18 protein-coding genes and 4 tRNA genes are annotated in these 18,047 nt (G+C 36.6%); 3 read left to right on the top strand and 19 right to left on the bottom strand.

All coding sequences use genetic code 11. The features are described from left to right. Positions 1-9: 9 nt before the first annotated feature. From rsmH to RZ78_RS07610, 3 genes are all read right to left on the bottom strand, one after another. On the bottom strand, positions 10-957 hold the full coding sequence (rsmH, locus tag RZ78_RS04660; protein ID WP_054608269.1) for a 16S rRNA (cytosine(1402)-N(4))-methyltransferase RsmH: 948 nt from the start codon (positions 955-957) through the stop codon (positions 10-12). Between the two features lie 18 nt (positions 958-975). After that, positions 976-1,401 carry a division/cell wall cluster transcriptional repressor MraZ gene (mraZ, locus tag RZ78_RS04665; RefSeq protein WP_034531808.1) on the bottom strand — a complete coding sequence of 142 codons (426 nt, stop codon included), beginning with the start codon at positions 1,399-1,401 and terminating at the stop codon, positions 976-978. 172 nt (positions 1,402-1,573) lie between these two features. Beyond that, a complete protein-coding gene (locus RZ78_RS07610; protein ID WP_081006903.1) occupies positions 1,574-1,924 on the bottom strand; it encodes a DUF3397 family protein in 351 nt (116 codons plus the stop codon). Positions 1,925-2,040: 116 nt separating this feature from the next. Between RZ78_RS07610 and RZ78_RS07450 the strand changes: the two genes are divergently transcribed. Continuing rightward, on the top strand, positions 2,041-2,160 hold the full coding sequence (locus tag RZ78_RS07450; RefSeq protein WP_081006904.1) for a DUF4044 domain-containing protein: 120 nt from the start codon (positions 2,041-2,043) through the stop codon (positions 2,158-2,160). Between the two features lie 39 nt (positions 2,161-2,199). On the opposite strand, the gene RZ78_RS04670 is transcribed toward RZ78_RS07450, so the two are convergent. From RZ78_RS04670 to RZ78_RS04695, 6 genes are all read right to left on the bottom strand, one after another. Continuing rightward, complete coding sequence (locus RZ78_RS04670) at positions 2,200-4,572, bottom strand: DNA translocase FtsK (RefSeq protein ID WP_054608270.1); 2,373 nt, start codon at positions 4,570-4,572, stop codon at positions 2,200-2,202. A gap of 19 nt (positions 4,573-4,591) precedes the next feature. After that, the gene (locus RZ78_RS04675) at positions 4,592-5,104 is read right to left on the bottom strand and encodes a tRNA (cytidine(34)-2'-O)-methyltransferase (protein WP_054608271.1); all 513 of its coding nucleotides are present in this window, start codon (positions 5,102-5,104) and stop codon (positions 4,592-4,594) included. Between the two features lie 14 nt (positions 5,105-5,118). Then, positions 5,119-5,970, bottom strand: a complete 852-nt coding sequence (locus RZ78_RS04680; protein WP_054608272.1) for a methyltransferase domain-containing protein — start codon at positions 5,968-5,970, stop codon at positions 5,119-5,121. A gap of 95 nt (positions 5,971-6,065) precedes the next feature. Next, a complete protein-coding gene (locus RZ78_RS04685; RefSeq protein WP_054608273.1) occupies positions 6,066-6,953 on the bottom strand; it encodes an RluA family pseudouridine synthase in 888 nt (295 codons plus the stop codon). Beyond that, positions 6,946-7,755: an NAD kinase gene (locus RZ78_RS04690; protein ID WP_054608274.1), complete on the bottom strand. Its 810-nt coding sequence runs from the start codon at positions 7,753-7,755 to the stop codon at positions 6,946-6,948. Before RZ78_RS04690 ends, RZ78_RS04685 begins: the two co-directional genes overlap by 8 nt. A gap of 2 nt (positions 7,756-7,757) precedes the next feature. Continuing rightward, positions 7,758-8,390, bottom strand: coding sequence for a GTP pyrophosphokinase (locus RZ78_RS04695; protein ID WP_053791884.1), 633 nt, complete (start codon positions 8,388-8,390; stop codon positions 7,758-7,760). A gap of 179 nt (positions 8,391-8,569) precedes the next feature. Between RZ78_RS04695 and RZ78_RS04700 the strand changes: the two genes are divergently transcribed. Then, positions 8,570-9,211, top strand: coding sequence for a DsbA family protein (locus RZ78_RS04700; RefSeq protein ID WP_051592213.1), 642 nt, complete (start codon positions 8,570-8,572; stop codon positions 9,209-9,211). Between the two features lie 37 nt (positions 9,212-9,248). Here RZ78_RS04700 and pepF read toward each other — a convergent pair whose 3' ends face one another. The 4 genes from pepF to RZ78_RS04720 all read right to left on the bottom strand — a co-directional run bounded on the left by pepF (position 9,249) and on the right by RZ78_RS04720 (position 14,120). Beyond that, positions 9,249-11,048 (bottom strand): oligoendopeptidase F, encoded by a 1,800-nt coding sequence (gene pepF / locus RZ78_RS04705; protein WP_054608275.1) that lies wholly within the window; start codon positions 11,046-11,048, stop codon positions 9,249-9,251. Between the two features lie 38 nt (positions 11,049-11,086). Further along, positions 11,087-12,169 carry a competence protein CoiA gene (locus RZ78_RS04710; RefSeq protein WP_191978841.1) on the bottom strand — a complete coding sequence of 361 codons (1,083 nt, stop codon included), beginning with the start codon at positions 12,167-12,169 and terminating at the stop codon, positions 11,087-11,089. A 64-nt stretch (positions 12,170-12,233) separates the two neighbouring features. Further along, positions 12,234-13,298 carry an adaptor protein MecA gene (locus RZ78_RS04715; protein WP_054608277.1) on the bottom strand — a complete coding sequence of 355 codons (1,065 nt, stop codon included), beginning with the start codon at positions 13,296-13,298 and terminating at the stop codon, positions 12,234-12,236. A 60-nt stretch (positions 13,299-13,358) separates the two neighbouring features. Continuing rightward, positions 13,359-14,120, bottom strand: coding sequence for an MBL fold metallo-hydrolase (locus tag RZ78_RS04720; RefSeq protein ID WP_054608278.1), 762 nt, complete (start codon positions 14,118-14,120; stop codon positions 13,359-13,361). Between the two features lie 92 nt (positions 14,121-14,212). Here RZ78_RS04720 and RZ78_RS04725 point away from each other — a divergent pair, with 92 nt between their 5' ends. Then, positions 14,213-14,665 carry a hypothetical protein gene (locus RZ78_RS04725; RefSeq protein WP_054608279.1) on the top strand — a complete coding sequence of 151 codons (453 nt, stop codon included), beginning with the start codon at positions 14,213-14,215 and terminating at the stop codon, positions 14,663-14,665. Between the two features lie 41 nt (positions 14,666-14,706). Here RZ78_RS04725 and RZ78_RS04730 read toward each other — a convergent pair whose 3' ends face one another. The 6 genes from RZ78_RS04730 to RZ78_RS04755 form a co-directional block, all read right to left on the bottom strand. After that, a complete protein-coding gene (locus RZ78_RS04730) occupies positions 14,707-16,803 on the bottom strand; it encodes a heavy metal translocating P-type ATPase (RefSeq protein WP_054608291.1) in 2,097 nt (698 codons plus the stop codon). 347 nt (positions 16,804-17,150) lie between these two features. Further along, complete coding sequence (locus RZ78_RS04735) at positions 17,151-17,561, bottom strand: CopY/TcrY family copper transport repressor (RefSeq protein ID WP_054608280.1); 411 nt, start codon at positions 17,559-17,561, stop codon at positions 17,151-17,153. A 111-nt stretch (positions 17,562-17,672) separates the two neighbouring features. After that, positions 17,673-17,760: transfer RNA gene (locus RZ78_RS04740), tRNA-Ser, on the bottom strand. 8 nt (positions 17,761-17,768) lie between these two features. Next, positions 17,769-17,841 (bottom strand) — tRNA-Glu (locus tag RZ78_RS04745). A gap of 55 nt (positions 17,842-17,896) precedes the next feature. Continuing rightward, positions 17,897-17,971, bottom strand: a tRNA-Asp gene (locus tag RZ78_RS04750). A gap of 4 nt (positions 17,972-17,975) precedes the next feature. After that, positions 17,976-18,047: transfer RNA gene (locus RZ78_RS04755), tRNA-Met, on the bottom strand.

Below are 18,047 nucleotides of genomic sequence, written 5' to 3' on the forward strand. Positions count from 1 at the left end.
TTCTCTCTATTATTTATTAATTCTCTCAATAACTCTCAATTTTGCACTATGCGAACGATGATTATCTCTCAATTCGTCATCACTCGGTAGTATTGGTTTTCTATTAATTAGTTTGTAGTCTGGTTTCATGTTATCTGGAATGATTGGTAAACCACTTGGTAAATCTTCAATCGTGGTCTTTTCCTTAAACATCGTCTTAACTAATCGATCTTCTAATGATTGGAAAGTAATGACGCTCACTCTTCCGTTTACATCAATTAAATCGATTCCCTTTTCCAATGATTCTTCCAAAGCACCCAGTTCGTCGTTCACGGCAATTCTCAATGCCTGAAAGACTTTCTTGGCAGGATGACCACCGTGACGTCTTGCCGCGGCTGGAATACCTTCCTTAATGACATCAACAAGTTGTTCGGTTGTGTCGATTGAATGGTTTTCTCGGTTCCTTTCAATCGCTCTTGCAACTTGCTTAGAAAATTTTTCTTCTCCATAACGGAAGAAAATCTTCACTAATTTTTCGTATGGCCATTCATTGACGATTTTCCATGCGTCTAATGGATTTCTCTGATCCATTCGCATATCTAATCGTGCATCATGTTGATAACTAAAACCTCTGCTTGCGTCATCAAACTGTGGAGATGAAACTCCTAAGTCATACAGAATTCCATCAACAGATTGAATTCCTAATTTGTTCATTTCTTCTTGAATGTATCTAAAGTTGCTTCTAACAAAGGTAACCTTATCTTCATCTATGTATTGCTTGAGGTTAGTTTTGTTATATTCGATTGCCACTTCATCTTGATCGAATGAATAAAGATGGCCAGATGTTAATTGTGACAAAATTCGGGCACTGTGGCCTCCCCCACCGAGGGTACAGTCAATGTAAATACCATCGGGTTTAATATTTAATCCGTCAACTGCTTCTTTAAGTAGTACAGTTTCATGATGAAATTCCGTCATAATTAGTCACCTTCTTTTCTAAAAATCAATTAAGTCTTCAGCAATGTCGTCAAACTCTTCACCAGCAGTAGCTGAGAATTCGTCCCACTTTTCCTTGCTCCAGATTTCAATTCTTGTGGAAACCCCCACAATCACACATTTCTTTTCGATACCAGCGTAGTTAATCAATGTATCTGGAATGTTAATTCTTCCTTGGCTATCAACCTTACTTTCGTCGGCGGCTGAGAATAGAAAACGTGAAAAGTATCTTGCTGACTTCTTGCTTACAGGAAGTTGGTTAATCTTTTCTTGAACCTTTTTCCATTCATCCATAGGATATCCGAATAAACATCCATCAAGCCCACGTGTGATGATGAAGTTCGCACCTATTTCTGATCTAATCTTGGAAGGAATGATCAAGCGCCCTTTTGAATCTATTGAATGTTCATATTCACCCATTAACACGCTTCTTCACTCCTTCCAATTTATATTACCTTGATTTTACCACTATCCACCACTTCGTACCACCTTATTATTAAATTTCTTCCAATATGTACTAATTTTCACCACATTTAGATTAAAATCCACTAATTTTAGACAATAAAAAAAGAGCTACCAACGTTGGTAGCTCAAGGGTTTAAAGCGTTTTTGCTGCAATTATCAAAATGGTGGAGGACCAGACCACAAAAAAGTAAATTACTGAAAATCTCCACAAGAATTTGTAAAAAATCCCCACTTTGGCATTACTACGTGTAAACAAGTAGTAGATTGCGTATGTAATCCCAATGATAACAAGTCCTAACCATACATATGGTAAGAACGATTGATCGTGTTTATCCAATGATAATTGGTAGATATAATAGCTCATGATAATTGGAAAGAAATCACTCGCTCTAATCGAAATCTTATAAAGTTTGCTAATAATTTTTTTGACGATATTGAACAGTAAGGAAAATAGGAATAAGAATACCACCTGAACTAATACCATGGTCAAAAATCCAAACGGAGAAATAACAATCACCTCAATATGAATTAGTTTGCATTATTCGCTGATGAACTGTAAACTTTAAAATATATTATTAATTGCGGAAAGTGGTGTTAATAATGGCTAAGAAAAAGAAATCTAGATTTCACATCATTACCATGATCTTTGTTTGGTTAATGATTATCTCAACTGTTGGTGGTTTAGTACTAGGTGCTGCCTTCCAACTATTTGAAAACTAATAAAAAATGGAACCTATCAAAATGATGGGTTCCATTTTTTTAGTCATTATCAGGTTGTTTATAAACCTCTCTTGGTTTACTTCCTTCCTGAGGGCCAATGTAACCACGTTGTTCTAAGTCATCAATAATTCTAGCTGCACGATTATAACCAATTCTAAAGTTACGTTGTAATAATGATGTACTTGCCTTTTGTTCTTTTACAACAAATGCTAATGCATCATCGAATAAGTCGTCTTGGTCTTCGTTTTCTTCGTCGACCTTGATTTCTTCATCCGTAACAATCATATCGTCGTCATATTCGGCAGGTTGTTGTTCTTTAATATAATCTACCACATTTTCAACATCTTGATCAGATATAAATGCACCTTGCACACGGCTTGGCTTATTCTTATCGATTGGTAGATATAACATATCACCACGACCTAATAGTTTTTCGGCACCATTAGTATCTAGGATGGTTCTAGAATCAATCCCACTTGAAACGGCAAAAGCAATTCTAGATGGCACGTTAGACTTAATTAGACCGGTAATAACGTCAACTGATGGACGTTGGGTTGCCAAAATCATGTGAATTCCAGCAGCACGTCCCATTTGAGCCAATCTAATGATGGCACCTTCAACGTCATTTGAAACAGTCATCATCAAGTCAGCCAATTCATCAACAACAACTACGATGTATGGAAGTGGTTTTAAATCGCCACGTTCTTCTTCGGTCATCCCTTTTACATATTCATTAAAAGTACTAATCTTTCTTTGATTATGCTTAGCAAACAAGTCATATCTGTGTTCCATTTCTGCAACAACCTTGTTAAGGGCTCTTGCCGCCTTCTTAGGTTCTGAAACAACTGGTGATAACAAGTGTGGAATCCCATTGTAAATTCCTAATTCAACCTTCTTAGGATCAATTAGCATCATCTTAACTTCACTTGGTTTAGCATTCATTAAAATGCTAGTAATGATTCCGTTGATGGCAACGGACTTACCACTACCGGTTGAACCAGCGATTAATAGATGAGGCAACTTAGTTAGGTCGGTTGTAATAACATCCCCACTAACGTTTCTTCCCAATGGCACTGTCAATAATCCATGCTTGGATTGTTGTGATGTTTTGACAACATCCTTAAATGACACCATTGCGACCTTCTTGTTTGGTACTTCAATCCCGATTAATGATTTACCAGGAATTGGTGCTTCAATACGAATGTCCTTAGCTGCTAAGGCCAAGGCCAAGTCGTCTGCTAGGTTAACAATCTTGCTAACCTTAACACCAATTGCTGGGTGTAATTCATATTCGGTAACTGAAGGTCCCAAGTTAACATTCTTAATTTCGGCATCAACACCAAAACTGTTCAATGTCTTCTTCAATACGGTTGTATTGTGGTCGATATTTTTAAATTCATCTTTTTGGTCACTTCTAGCCACATCGGATAATAAACCAATTGGTGGCAATTGATAGTTTGAATCATCTATATCCTTAATATCGATTCCCTTACTATCATTTTCGGTGTGTCCGTTGATAATTTCAGATAGCTTTGGTTTATTTCTTGTATCTTGATTGTAGTCATCTGCTGACTTGAAGTCGGAACGATCCAGATTAGCTTCTGGCTTACTCTTTAGCTCTGGTTTTTCAGGTTCGTTATCCATCCAACCTGAAAGCTTAATCTTAGGCTTTTCCTCGGAAGCAGCTGGGTTCTTTCTTCTTTGAACCCTAGACATTGAATTAACGTCTTCACTCGGTTCATCGTCTTCTTGGTTAGCCTCTTTTTCTTCTAAACGGCGTTGCTTACGTTCTTCAATCGCAGAACCAATCTTTTGTGATGATTCTTCAGAGTACTTTCTAACGTTATCCATGACTTTGTTCATTGGAACGTTAAAGAATACGATTAATCCGACAATCATCATAATGATTGATAGAATTTCTGATCCCAAAATTGAAACCAAGAAATCAAATACTACTAATAAGCATGCCCCAATCATTCCACCACCAACTGATGAAGCATCGGTTAGATGAATGAAATCTTGGCTAATTAAAGATAGTGTCTTTGATATAAAGGCATTGTCGCTACTGTTTGAAAACAATAATGCTGATAAGAACAGTGTTAAACCAAGGTAAAAGATGGTTCCACCAATTATCCAACGCTTATTGTATTCAAGCTTAGGCCCCTTAATTAGGTAAATAAAACCAACAACTAATGCAATCAACAATCCAAATGGACTACTATCCCCGATAAAGAATCTAACGATATTATCAAAAGTGATTCCTAAAAAGCCCAATTTAAATAGACTGAATGCACTAACCAAAATCATAATAAATCCAATAATATGATTTTGATACTTGCTATCGATATTAAATAATTTGGCATTGGTGGTTGTTTTTTTCTTTTTACGCGCGCTTGTTTTTCTCTTTGCCAAATTGATTACCCCTTATCATTTATTTTAGTTTGTCGTATTCGTATTTATGTGTTCTTTCAAGGTTTGGAAATGATTGTTGTCTTAATGCTTCGTAAATAACGATGGCACATGTGTTTGATAGGTTCAACGCACGAATGTGAGTATCGTCTTGTGGAATTCTGATTGCCTTTTCTTCATTATCACGCATGAACATTTCAGGTAATCCGGTGGTTTCCTTACCAAACATGAAGTAATAGTTGTAGTCATCGTTTGTGTAATCACGATCTGTGTAGTCGTGGTTAGCAAACTTAGATACTAAGTAAAGTTTGTCCTTTTCGCCTAGTGTGTTCATGAATGCTGGTAGGCTTTCGTGATAGTTAATATCAACCTTGTCCCAGTAGTCTAATCCCGCTCTTTTTAGATGCTTATCATCAACTGAGAATCCTAGTGGTTTAATTAAGTCCAAAACAGTGTCGGTACCGGCACATGTTCTTGCAATGTTACCAGTGTTAGCTGGCATTAATGGTTCAAATAAAACAATATGGTTAGTCATAATTTTTCCTCGCTTTAAAACTGATTATCTAATATTGATACATCAACCGTGATTGATGTTAGTGATTCAACCTCTGCTTGTGTTAAATCTTTCGCATTATGGCCCCAATGAAGTGGTGTCATAATCATTAAATCGTGAGTTAACTCTTTTGGTAACTCAACGGTATATTTCACATCGTATTTCTTCGCATTTGGATAATGATCCATAAATAAATCGACAACCTTTTGGTTATCATAGCTACTATTTTCGCTATCATTACCATAAAGTTTTTGTCTTAATTCATATAGGTAATGTGAGTTTGGCACTATCTTAATCAAGTGACCCTTTGGTGCAATAATTCGATTAAATTCCTTGTAAGCTGATGGGGAAAATAAATCCATAATAATATCAATACTTTGATCATTAAATGGAAGGTTCGCCAAATCAGCAACACAGAAAAACATTTGGTCGCTTAATTCACTGGTTGATAGGTTGACCCCTGGTTTAGAAATGTCAAAACCAATTGCACTATCCACGTTCTTTCTTAAGTCTTCCAAACGTCTTAGCGGTGTTCCTTCACCACTACCGATGTCAACGATGTTCTTATGCCCAGCATCGATTAGTTCATTAATCTTGTGTAAAATGCCATCGAAGAAACCAGCCTGCATAATTCTTCGTCTTGATTCTAACATATCCCCATCATATTCTGTATTCACCTTATGGTTAATAAATTGAATAGTTCCCTTTTTGGAAATATCCAATGAGTGGTTGTTAGGACAAACGATTGAATTATCAACTTGCTTAATAAATGATTCTTTACATACTGGGCATCTAAATAAATCGATATTTTGTTTTAAAAATTGCTTTGCAATTTCGATTTTTTTCATATCTAAATCATCCTTATCCAATTCAATATATAAGTATATCATATTCGTAAAGTCTTCATTTACAGGAACTAAAAAAAGACCCTAATATCAAGATATTAGAAGCCTTGAATAATTGACGACATGTCCGTAGGAATTTTTGATTCACAGACTACGTCTTGTTGTGTAAACGGATTATAAAATTTCATTTTGTAGCAATGTAGTGCCTGACGATCCAATTCATGGTTGTCAGGATTGTAAAGCCAATCCCCAATTAATGGGTGGCCGATTGCCTCGAAGTGAACCCTGATTTGGTGGGTTCGACCCGAATGTAGCTTAATCTTCACCAATGAATGACTAGGTGTATTTTGTACCACCCATGCCTCCGTCTTGGAAGGTTTTCCCCCATCCATCACACATCTTTTAATAAACGAACCGGGTTTTCGATCAATCGGTAGGTTAATTTCTAGATGCTTATCATTCAATGGATTTTCCACAATTGCAACATACATCTTTTCAATTTGATGGTGTTGCATTTGCTTATCTAATACAGAATGCGCAAAGTGATGCTTGGCGAAAATGATAATCCCGCTGGTGTCCATGTCTAATCGATTCACGATATGAATCTTTTGATTGTCGTAATCATGTCTTAGAAAGTATCCCTTCACTCGATTAGCAATCGTATCATTTTTATATAAATGAGATGGTAGACATGCCACGTGAGCTGGTTTATCAGCAACCAAGAAGTGATCATCTTCATACAAAATATTGATTGGTAGATTTGATACCGCAATAATATCGTTAGCTGGTTCGGGTGGTAACGTGATGGTTACCTCGTCGCCTTGAGCCAACATATAATTGACCTTCTCTTCGGTTCCGTTGACTACAATTTTGCCGCCTTCGAATTTAATCTGTTTCAATAGTGTACGCGAAATACCATTTTGGCGTAAGAACGTTCTTAATCGGATGGGACTGTCCTGTTGATTGGACCAGGTGAAACTAGTCATCCTCGTGAACTCCGATGAATGAATTGCTTACACGTTTCCAGAAATGGGTGTGACGATATTGAGCGAAGTAAATTCTATCGTTACAGATGGAATATGAAATTGATTTAATTGGACGATCAGAAATCAATAACTGGTCACATGTTAAAATGTTGTGCTTTGGTGAATCAGGAACAATTGTGATTGTTTCATCAGGTGGCACAATTACAGGTGAACCCAATGTCCTAAAGACACGGTTATTGATTGATGCCATTTCAGATACTTGAATGGCGTTTAGTTGAGGATTAATGATTGCCCCACCAACTGACTTGTTATAAGCGGTAGACCCGGTTGGTGTGGAGACACAAAGGCCATCCCCTCTAAACTTTTCAAAAAATTCACCCTTGATGTAAATATCGGTAACCATTGTTCCGTTAATGCGTTTTAAGGTAGATTCATTTAGCGCAACGAAACTATCATCTGGTCCACCATCGGTGTATTGAACCTTGATTGATAGCAATGGATAGCTAACACTTTGACCATTATCATCTTCCAAACTGTCGACTAGTTCTTTTACTTCGTAGTCACGCCAGTCGGTGTAAAAACCAAGGTGGCCAGTATGGATTCCCACAAAGCGAATCTTGCTAATTGCATCGCGATAATGATGAAAAGCTGACAAAAGTGTTCCGTCTCCCCCAACGGAAATCACAATTTGCGGATTTAATCCATCGTATTCAAGTTTTTCAGACGCATCAATTTTTTCTTTTAATTGTGTAGCAACCTCTTTGGATGTAAATCCGTCGTTACTATAAATTGCAACCTTCATAACTATTCATCCCTATTATGTTCATTTTTGGTTCCATCTTCTTGAGTTTCAATTAACTCATCTCTGATTTCAGACATCCCTTCATCCAACTTGAATGCTGTTTCCGCAGATTGTTGAAGACGCTTCTTCAATTCTTCTGGGAATTCACCATTGTACTTGTAATTTAGGGAATGTTCTACTGTTGCCCAGAAATTCATGGCAAGTGTTCTTACCTGAATTTCGGCTAAAATTTTCTTTTCTCCACCGACTAATTCGATTGGATACTCAAAAACAATATGGTATGAACGATATCCACTAGCTTTTTCACGATTAACATAATCACGTTCTTCCAAGATATTAATATCGCTTCTTCTTCTAAGAATATCGACAACAACGTAAATGTCATCGACAAATGGACACATAATTCTAAGTCCCGCAATATCTTCCATATCTTGAGATAAACGATCTTCTGATACATAGCGGCGTTTCATTTTTTCTTTAATACTGTCGATTGGTTTGACTCGACCAGTAACAAACTCAATCGGACTTCTTTTATCCGATTGAATGAATTCTTTACGAATTCCTCTTAATTTGACCTTTAATTCACCTACGGCTTGTTCGTATGGAAATAAAAAGTCACTCCAGTTTTTTATCACTAGGCTAACCTCCTTGTTAAACCTAATTTACTACATTATTTTACCACACTATTCAAGAAGTAAAAAAGCAAACAATTTTTTACCGTTTATGAGCGAAATGGTTGTATTTACCGGTGTATTTGGTATTCTATTTAATGGAATTCATAGAACGAAACAAAAATCTTAATGGAGGGATAAAAGTGTTTGAACTATTTCTGTTTATAGATCCATTGTGTAAAGCATGCAGGAATTCAGAAAATACCGTTTTACAGATTTCTGAAGACGTTGATTCAAAATTTAAGTTGCAGTTCATTCCGATTTACAATCTAAAGGTTGTCCAAACCGACTTCTGCAACTCAAATAATCAACTTAAAAAGCGATTATCTTCTGAAGAACTTTCTGCCTTATACAGAAACGTTGTCTTAGATTATAAGGCTGCCTTATTCCAAGGTATGAAAAAAGGACGTAAGTTCTTAACAGCGATTCAGGATAAACTATTGACTGAAGGTTACATCTACTCAGACGAAATGGCAATTGAAATTGCTAAGAAATGCGGTCTAGATGTTGAAATGTTTAAGGAAGATCGTCGTTCAAACCTTGCTAAGAAATCAATCAAAAAAGACCAAGATTTGGTCCAAAACATGAAGATTGAAAAACCAGCTTCAGCTGTTATCTTCAACTGTGAAGGAAACGATGATGGTATTTTAACTGATGACATTGAATATTCAACATTATTCAATGCCTGCTGTGATAAGAACTTAACTCCCGAATACTTAAAGGATGCATTAAGCGAAAGCAGTCTAAAAGAAACTAAAATGAAACACCTTCGTGTTCTAAAATAAAAAAGCTTCCAACGAAAAGTTGGAAGCTTTTTTGTTATTAAATTAATGATTCTAATTCATTTAATCTTTCTTCAAAGACCTTGAATGCATTTTCTAGGTAATCAGCATTAGTCATGTCGATACCAGCTTTTTTCATTACGTTTAATGGATAATCAGAACTACCTGATTTTAGGTAACCGATGTACTTATCAATTGCTTCTTGGTCGTTTTTACAGATGCCATCTGATAAATCAATGGCGGCTGCAAAACCAGTAGCATATTGATATACATAGTAATTCATGTAGAAGTGCGGAATTCTGGCCCATTCGTATGCGATTTCTGGATCAGATACCACTCCGTCACCATAATAGCGTTGGTTTAACTTGTAGTAGAAATCACTTAGCATCTTAGCTGTTAGTGGGTTCCCCGCTTGTTCTTGTTGGTGAGCAAAGTCTTCAAATTCAGCAAATTGGGTTTGTCTGAATATAGTTCCTTTGAAACCATCTAGGAAGTGATTTAATACGTACTTTTTAACTTCAACATCATCGGTATTCTTCAAAAGATAATCGGTTAAGATATTTTCGTTAGTTGTTGATGCGATTTCGGCTAAGAAGATTGAGTAATCACCATATTGGAATGGTTGGTTATGGGTTGTGTAGTAACTGTGCATACTGTGACCTGATTCGTGAACAAGTGTAAACAAGTTATCAAGGTTATCTTGCCAGTTTAATAAGATGTATGGGTTAGTGTCGTATACTCCTGATGAGTATGCCCCACTTCTCTTCCCCTTGTTTTCAACTACATCAATCCAACGATTGTTAAATTCTTCCTTGATATGATCAATGTAATCATCCCCAAGGATTGATAATGCCTTAATTGATTCTTCCTTGGCTTCATCAAAGTTGTATGAGATTGGTGAATTACCAAATAAAGGTGTGTATAAGTCATACATGTGCATTTCATCTAAAGAAAGTAGCTTCTTTCTTAGTTTAACGTAGCGATGTAATAAAGGTAGGTACTTATTAACAGTATCAATTAGTTGTTGGTATACCTTTTCATCGATATGGTTATTGCTCAATGCAGCTTCCTTAGCTGAGCTAAAGTGACGCATTGAAGCTCTAAAGTTATGAACCTTCACTTCACCAGAAAGTGTTGATGCTAAAGTGTTCTTGAATTGGTTATAAACTGTGTATAACTGTTGGAATGCTTCCTTACGAACACTTCTGTCTGTGGATTCAAGTAACTTACTGTAGACCCCGTTTGATAGTTCAACCTTGTTACCGTCTTCGTCTGATACAATTGGGAACTTCAAGTCGGAATTGGTCATTACACCATAGACGTTTGAAGGGGTATCAAAGATGTTACCTAAACTTGATAGAATTTTTTCATGTTCAGCATCTAAGATATGGTCCTTTTGGCTGAATAGTTCATCAAAGTAGTGTGTGTAATCTGCTAGTTCTGATTCTTCAGCTATCATCTTCTTTAGATCATCTTCACTGATGTTTAAAACCGCCGGTTCAAACCACGCTAGTGCAGATGATGCTTTAGATGCTAAATCAGCACATCTTGCATTCATGCTTTGGTATTCTGAATTTGATGTATCAGCATCACTCTTCAACGATGAGTACACATATAATTTTTCAACTTTACGTTCTAGTTTTTCGATTGCTTTTAAATCACTTAAAAGTGTTTTGGCATCAAAATGATCAATCTTTAACTTTTCAACAGCTTCGACTTCTTTGACGCATTCTTTGAAATCAGCTTCAAAGTCATTATCTGTCTTATAGATAGTTGTTAAGTCCCAGGTTAATTTTTCTGGTACTTCTGATCTCTTTGGTAATTGTTTTACTTCACTCATAAAAACACCGCCTTTTGAAATATGCTATCTCCATCTTATCAAAAAATAGTGTTATTTTGCGTACTTAGCTCATTTAATTTTTGATAGTAATCGTCAAACCACTTAATTTCGTCGATTATGTGGACTCTACCATTTTTAATTTGAATTTTTCGTTTAGTTATCAACTGCATTATCAACAATTTAAACTCATCTTTAATATATTGAGTGGCGTTATGCACAAGTGGATAATTCGTTTGTAATCCGACCATTTGATTTGCAAACGCAAACACATCCCTTAATTTCGCGCGTTCCTTGATGCCAGCAACAATCAATATTTTCCATATCAAAAAGTTCTTCCCCATGATTGGACTGGTCACCTGTTTAATATCACAGATAATTGGCGATCCGGAAATATTATGATGCTGGTTATAACAAACGTTTTGCCACTTTAGCATCTGTTGATTCCGATAAAAGAGTTGATTTTCAATCCTGGTTAACTGACTAATCATGCCATGCATATTACTTTTGTACTGAACGATGATGCCGGGATTGTGAATAAACCTCAATAATTCATCCAACCGAGCAAACGTGACTCTTTGGTATCGTAGTTTTCCACACACGTACTGACAGTTGTAACGCACCTCGATTTTGCGTTCGTTTATCAACCAGAAAAAGATGGTAAAACCAATTGAATCGATATAGTAATAAAACTTATTCACACTATCGCTGCCAAACCGTTTTCTGTAATTACTCCCCAATATCCATAGTGATTTCATATGTAGTTTATGGTATCCCATGATGCGTTCTTCCAATCTTTTCCGTGAAATCGGGCTGCATTGAAACTCAAACGCTAGTTTTTGATACATCAAATCGGGACGTTGATTGATTTCGGGCAAATACTTTTCCACATGTGTATTTCTTTTATCAATAAAATTCAGGAGCTGTTCTTTGCCCATTAAATGTTCATTGCTCTCGCCGTCTTCCATCGCAATCACACACTGACTATTCTTAAAGTGCGCAAAGTGTGGCGCATTGATGTTGCCGCGTTTTAAAATTAACTCTTCTTTGCAGATTGGACAGTAGTACTTTTGATTATCTTTAGCTGCACTCGCACTGACTAACTTTTCTTTATCAGATGCCATTAACATTTTCATCACCCAATAAATTAGATACGAAAAAAGACTGACATATTTGCCAGTCCTTTTATTAGCCAAAGTATTTATTCACTTGGGTCATTGCTTGATGATCCATGATTACTTTCTTGTCGTTGTAGTGTTTGAAGTCCACAGCGTTGATTTGGTTTCCATATTCAACGGCTTCACTCACAGCACTAGTAAAGTGCTTGAAGTCGACTTCGTTTTCAGTTCTAGTGGTAGTTAATTGAACCACGTAGAATGAACCGACCTTGTACAATGTTGAATCAACATCTTGAATGCCATGAATTGCATCGGCTAGTTTAACAACATTGTCGAAGTCGCTCACCTTTAGAATCATTTCCCACTTTTCAAGTTGTGGATTAAAGTGGCCTAAGCTTGGTTGCTTAGCATTTTTTACCATATCCTTGAATGGGTCACTATTGGAACGCTTGCTTGTTGAATCCAAGTCTTGACGTTCGCTTCTAGCTTGGTTAATTGTCGCAATCATCATTAGCTTGTAATGAGCATAGTCATCACTTCTTTCAAGCGCATCAATCATAGTTGAAAGATTCAATTGAATGTTATCAATGAATTCTTTTGTTTTGTCATCATATTTGTGATCTTCGCTCTTGAAGTCAAGGATTTTACCAAGCATTTCCTTGGCTCGAATCAATGAGTACAAACTCTTGGTATCAGTATAGTCCTTAAAGTGTCCCATACTTGGTAGTTGTGCTCTTTGTTCGTCGGTTCTGTCTTCACCAGTGTCGGTAAACATTTCAGAGCCAGGTCCATCATAGGTTTCATTGTCATTTTCGTCGTCTTCGATTTCATCGTCGACGTTATCATCTTCTAATTGGTCATCATCATTATTATTGATTTGGTTTTGGTTATCAAAAACATTCTTATTCTTAATAAACATGTCTAACCCTGTACTGTTTGGCAATACTTGGAAAGATACTGCCCCTGTACTCTTGAATTCATCATCTACATCGATTTCGTCCAAGATTGAGTATAAGAAAGATTCAATGCCATCTTCATCACCTAAAAGTGATAATAAATCAATTCCGCGTTCATCTAATTCTTGATTAGTGATTGTTACTTTGATTGTTCCAGAATTAATTTTTTCCATTCTCATTATCGACACCTCTTCTCACGTTCGTTATTTGATAACTACATTTTAACCTATTATCAACGGTTAGTTCAATGATTTAACGTCTTTTAAATCAATTACCATCCCTGTTTTTGGTAAGATTACGTTTACTGAATTATTTGTTGCCATCTCAGTTTGTTTCTTTAAATCATCCAAGTCACCATATTGTGGTAAATGACTGATTAAAACGTTGTTAACCTTAGCATCCAATGCTAATTTACCGGTTTCTTCAGAAGTCATGTGCCATTTTTGACCTTCCTTGTCATCATAGAAATTAGTGTCGGTCATTAATAAGTCAGTACCTTCACAAAATGATGCTAAGTCTTCAAAGTATCTAGTGTCCCCTGTGTAAACTAGTACTTGATTTGTTGCCTTGTCTTTAATCTTAATCGCAAATGTAACGACAGGATGTTGTGTTTTCTTAAATGTAATTTCCAAGTCACCTAAGGTTAAAACATCATCTTCATGGTATGGTTTAGCAACCGTATCGTCGAACCAGTTCAAAGCATCGAAGTGTTCTTCATCTTCAGTGTGGCCATAAATTGATAGAGGGCCTTCCTTTGGCTTATTAGGTGCTAGTTGCCAGTAGTGTTGTAAAACCCCAACGTCCGCAATATGATCACTGTGGTAGTGAGATAATAAGACCGCGTCTAGGTTGTATGGGTTTAAGTGCTTTTCTAATTCCAATAGCACCCCACTTCCACAGTCCAATAATAGATTGAATTTTTCAGTTTGAATTAAATATCCGCTTGTGGCGATTCCATTATCTGGATAACCACCATAATATCCTAATACAGTAACCTTCATTTTGCATACCTTCTACTTGTTTTTATTTATCTTTAGTGTAAATATATAGATGTGATTTGTAAAATCTTTTTTATCATCTTGGAGGCGTAAAAATGGAAAATCAAATCAGCATGACATTTGGTAGCAATCAAATTTTAAACAAAATCAGAAAACAACATCCCAATGTAAAATTAAGTTTATTTAAAAACGGTGACGATCAGTATCAAATCGTAGATTTTTCCGGGAATCATAATATTTTCAAAAACCCAATTACATTCGATGTGTTGAAGAATCATAACTTTACTGAAAAGTTTGAGTTCGTAAATTATTCATACTTCAACCTATCAGAAGATGACCAAAAAATCTTCGATGCCAGCATCGAAAAGATGGATAATGATTCGAAGTTAGATAACATGGTTTCATTCGTCATCTTAAAGGAAACGGTTAACCGTAAGAGAACAGTTTTAATGACAACTTGGCATAATTACTTTGACTTCAATAATTGGAAGAAGAGAAATGACTTTTTGAACCTAGCAGAAATGTCATTAAACTATAAACGAGCATAATAAAAAAGCACTTTGGAATTAATCCAAGTGCTTTTTTTTATTTACTTAATTTTTAATGTCATAGCATTAATTGCAACAATCACTGTACTTAGTGACATAATCACGGCACCTAACATTGGTCCAATGATAATACCAATTGAAGAAAGTGCTCCGGCTGCAAGTGGTAATGCGATGATGTTGTATCCAGCACCCCACCATAGGTTTTGAATCATCTTGGTACGAGCGTGTTTTGCAAGTTTAACCAAGTTAATCACATCTGCTGGATCACTGTTTACTAAGACAACGTCAGCGGATTCGATGGCAACGTCAGTACCTGAACCGATGGCAACACCTAAATCAGCCTTAGTAAGACTAGGGGCATCATTGACACCATCACCGATAAACATAACTTTACCTTGTTCTTGGTACTTAGTAACTAGTTTTTGTTTGTCTTCAGGAACTAATTGAGCGTTAACTTCCTTAATTCCTAAAATGCTTGCTACCTTATCAGCAGCTTGTTGGTTATCACCGGTTAGCATAACTGGGATAATGTTTTGACTGTTTAAGAAATCAATCATGTCCTTTGCACCAGGCTTGATTGAATCACCTTCAGCAATGTATCCAACAACTTTGCCATTTTCGACGACATAACTCAATGAGTTACCTTGTTGTAGATACTTGTCAGCAGTCTTTTGATCGTAATCAATACCATTCTTGTCTAAGTATGAACTTGAAACAACTTGGTATTCCTTACCATCAACGGTTCCCTTAATCCCTGAACCAGCAATTTCTTCAACGTTTTCAGCCTGAAGTGGCGATTCGTTTAAATCCTTGAATGCTTGAACAATTCCTTGCGCAAGTGGATGACTTGATGATGCTTCGATCGCCGCAGCAATCTTAATTACATCCTTCTTGTCGATGTTTGAATCTAAACTATCGTAGGCATTAACCTTGAAATCACCTTGAGTTAAAGTACCTGTTTTATCCATTAAAGCGTATCTAATTTGTTTAATACCTTCTAGTGCGGTCTTGTTTCTAATCAATAATCCATGAGTGGCAGAAATTGAAGTCATTCTTGAAATGATTAAAGGAATAGCTAGACCTAAGGCGTGTGGACAAGCAATGATTAATACACTGACAGTAATTGGAATTGCGTATGCAACACCATCTAAAATGCTCCAAGTTACAAACGCGATGACAGCAACAATCAATGCAGCGTAAAATAGATATCCAGCAACTTTGTTAGCTAAATCTTCTGCTTCTGATTTTGATGCTTGTGCTTCACTTACCATGTTCATAACCTTTGATAAGTAACCACTTTCACCGGTACCAGTAATCTTAACCTTGATAGTTCCACTACCGTTAATTGATCCACCAATAACAGAATCATCGACACCCTTTTGAACGTCTCTTGATTCACCAGTAATTAATGATTCGTTTAAAGCAGTACTACCATCAACAATTGTTCCATCAGCGGGCACTTTTTCACCTGATTTAATTAAGATGGTTTGACCTTCTGATAATTCATGAACTGATACGTCTTTAGTTTGACCATCTGATTGAACTAAATGAGCATTGTCAGGTAATAATTCAGCTAGTTTGTTTAAAGCAGAACCAGCGTTCATTACGGAATTCATTTCAATCCAGTGACCTAATAACATGATGACAATCAATGTTGATAATTCCCAGAAGAAATCATTTACCATTGGTGTTACCTTTAAAATGTCGTTAGCAATCACCGCATAAACACTGTATACATAAGCAACAGAAATCCCCATTGTAATTAGTGACATCATACCCGGCTTCTTACTCTTCATTTCACTGATACATGAAGTAAAAAATGGGTATCCACCATAGATGAATAGGATAGTTCCTAATACTAGAACAACAAAATCAGAGCCAGGGAATGTCACTTGGAAAGGCATCTTCATTCCCATCATTGGTGACATGATAATAATTGGAATTGTTAGAATCAATGAAATCCAAAACTTCAATTTTAGGTTTCCCATATGAATGTGACCCATGCTACCGTGGTCCATGCCACCATGGCCCATGTCCATACCGCAGCCCATGCCACTCATGTTCATGTGACCCATATCGTGGCCCATGTGGCTGTGATCCATGTGGTTCATATCATGGTCCATGTGTTCGTGATTCATGTCACTCATATCGTGATCCATATGGTGCATATGTTCGTGGTCCATGTGATTCATGTCATGTCCCTTGTGTTCATGGTCCATGTTACCCATATCATGATTCATGTGGTGCATATCGCAATGATGGTCTCCATGAGAATGGTCATGTTCCCCACCATGGCTGCAACAACTCATATTTTCATGATTAGAATGGGAATGACCCTCCATCTTCATGTCATCATGATGCATATCACACTTATGATCTGGGTTGCTGTGATCATGGTGCTTGCAGCAAGCCATTTCTCCGTTGTGTTTTTCTACGTCATTCATATCATGCTTTTTTTCGCACATTTATCTCATCTCCAAATAGATTATTCTTCCAAGCACTTACAATGAACCTCTTCTGGTGCTGTATCTCTTTTTTTCTTTAAGACATCAATGATTGAATCGATATCTCTTTTGCTTAATTCAATGCTTTGAATAACGTCATGAAGTGTTTCTCCATAATGCATACAACACATTGATTCAAATACTCTCTTAACAGACATATCATATGCTGCTTGTTCCTTAATGGCAGAATAATAAATGTTTTTTCTACCATCCTTCTTAATCCCTAAGAATTCTTTATCACATAAACGGGATAATAATGTTTTGATTGTTGATGAACTCCAGTCCATTTTCTTGGATAGGATATCAATCAATTGACTACTAGTTGTCTCTCCTAGTGTCCAAACAATTCTCATTACTTCCCATTCAGATTTCGTAATATCAGTCTTTTCCAAAAGCTGTATCACCCCACTCATTTATTTAACATTTTATAGTCTACAATTGTAGACGAAAGAAGTCAAATAAAAAGGATTGCAATTTAATGCAATCCTTTGTTTCCTACGTTAAGGAGAATGAGAGATTCGAACTCTCGCGTGGTTTGACCCACCTAGCGGTTTTCAAGACCGCCCCCTTCAGCCACTTGGGTAATTCTCCATAAATGATGACCCGTACGGGATTCGAACCCATGTTACTGCCGTGAAAGGGCAGTGTCTTAAACCACTTGACCAACGGGTCATAATAAATATTATGACAATAAAAAAAGATTATCCATCAAGGACGATCTCATTTACGGTTCGTACGAGACTCGAACTCGTGACCTCCTGCGTGACAGGCAGGCGTCCTAAACCGACTAGACCAACGAACCAAAATTGCGGGAGCCGGATTTGAACCAACGACCTCCGGGTTATGAGCCCGACGAGCTACCAGACTGCTCTATCCCG

This window comes from Apilactobacillus kunkeei, assembly GCF_001308195.1.
GTDB lineage: Bacteria > Bacillota > Bacilli > Lactobacillales > Lactobacillaceae > Apilactobacillus > Apilactobacillus kunkeei_C.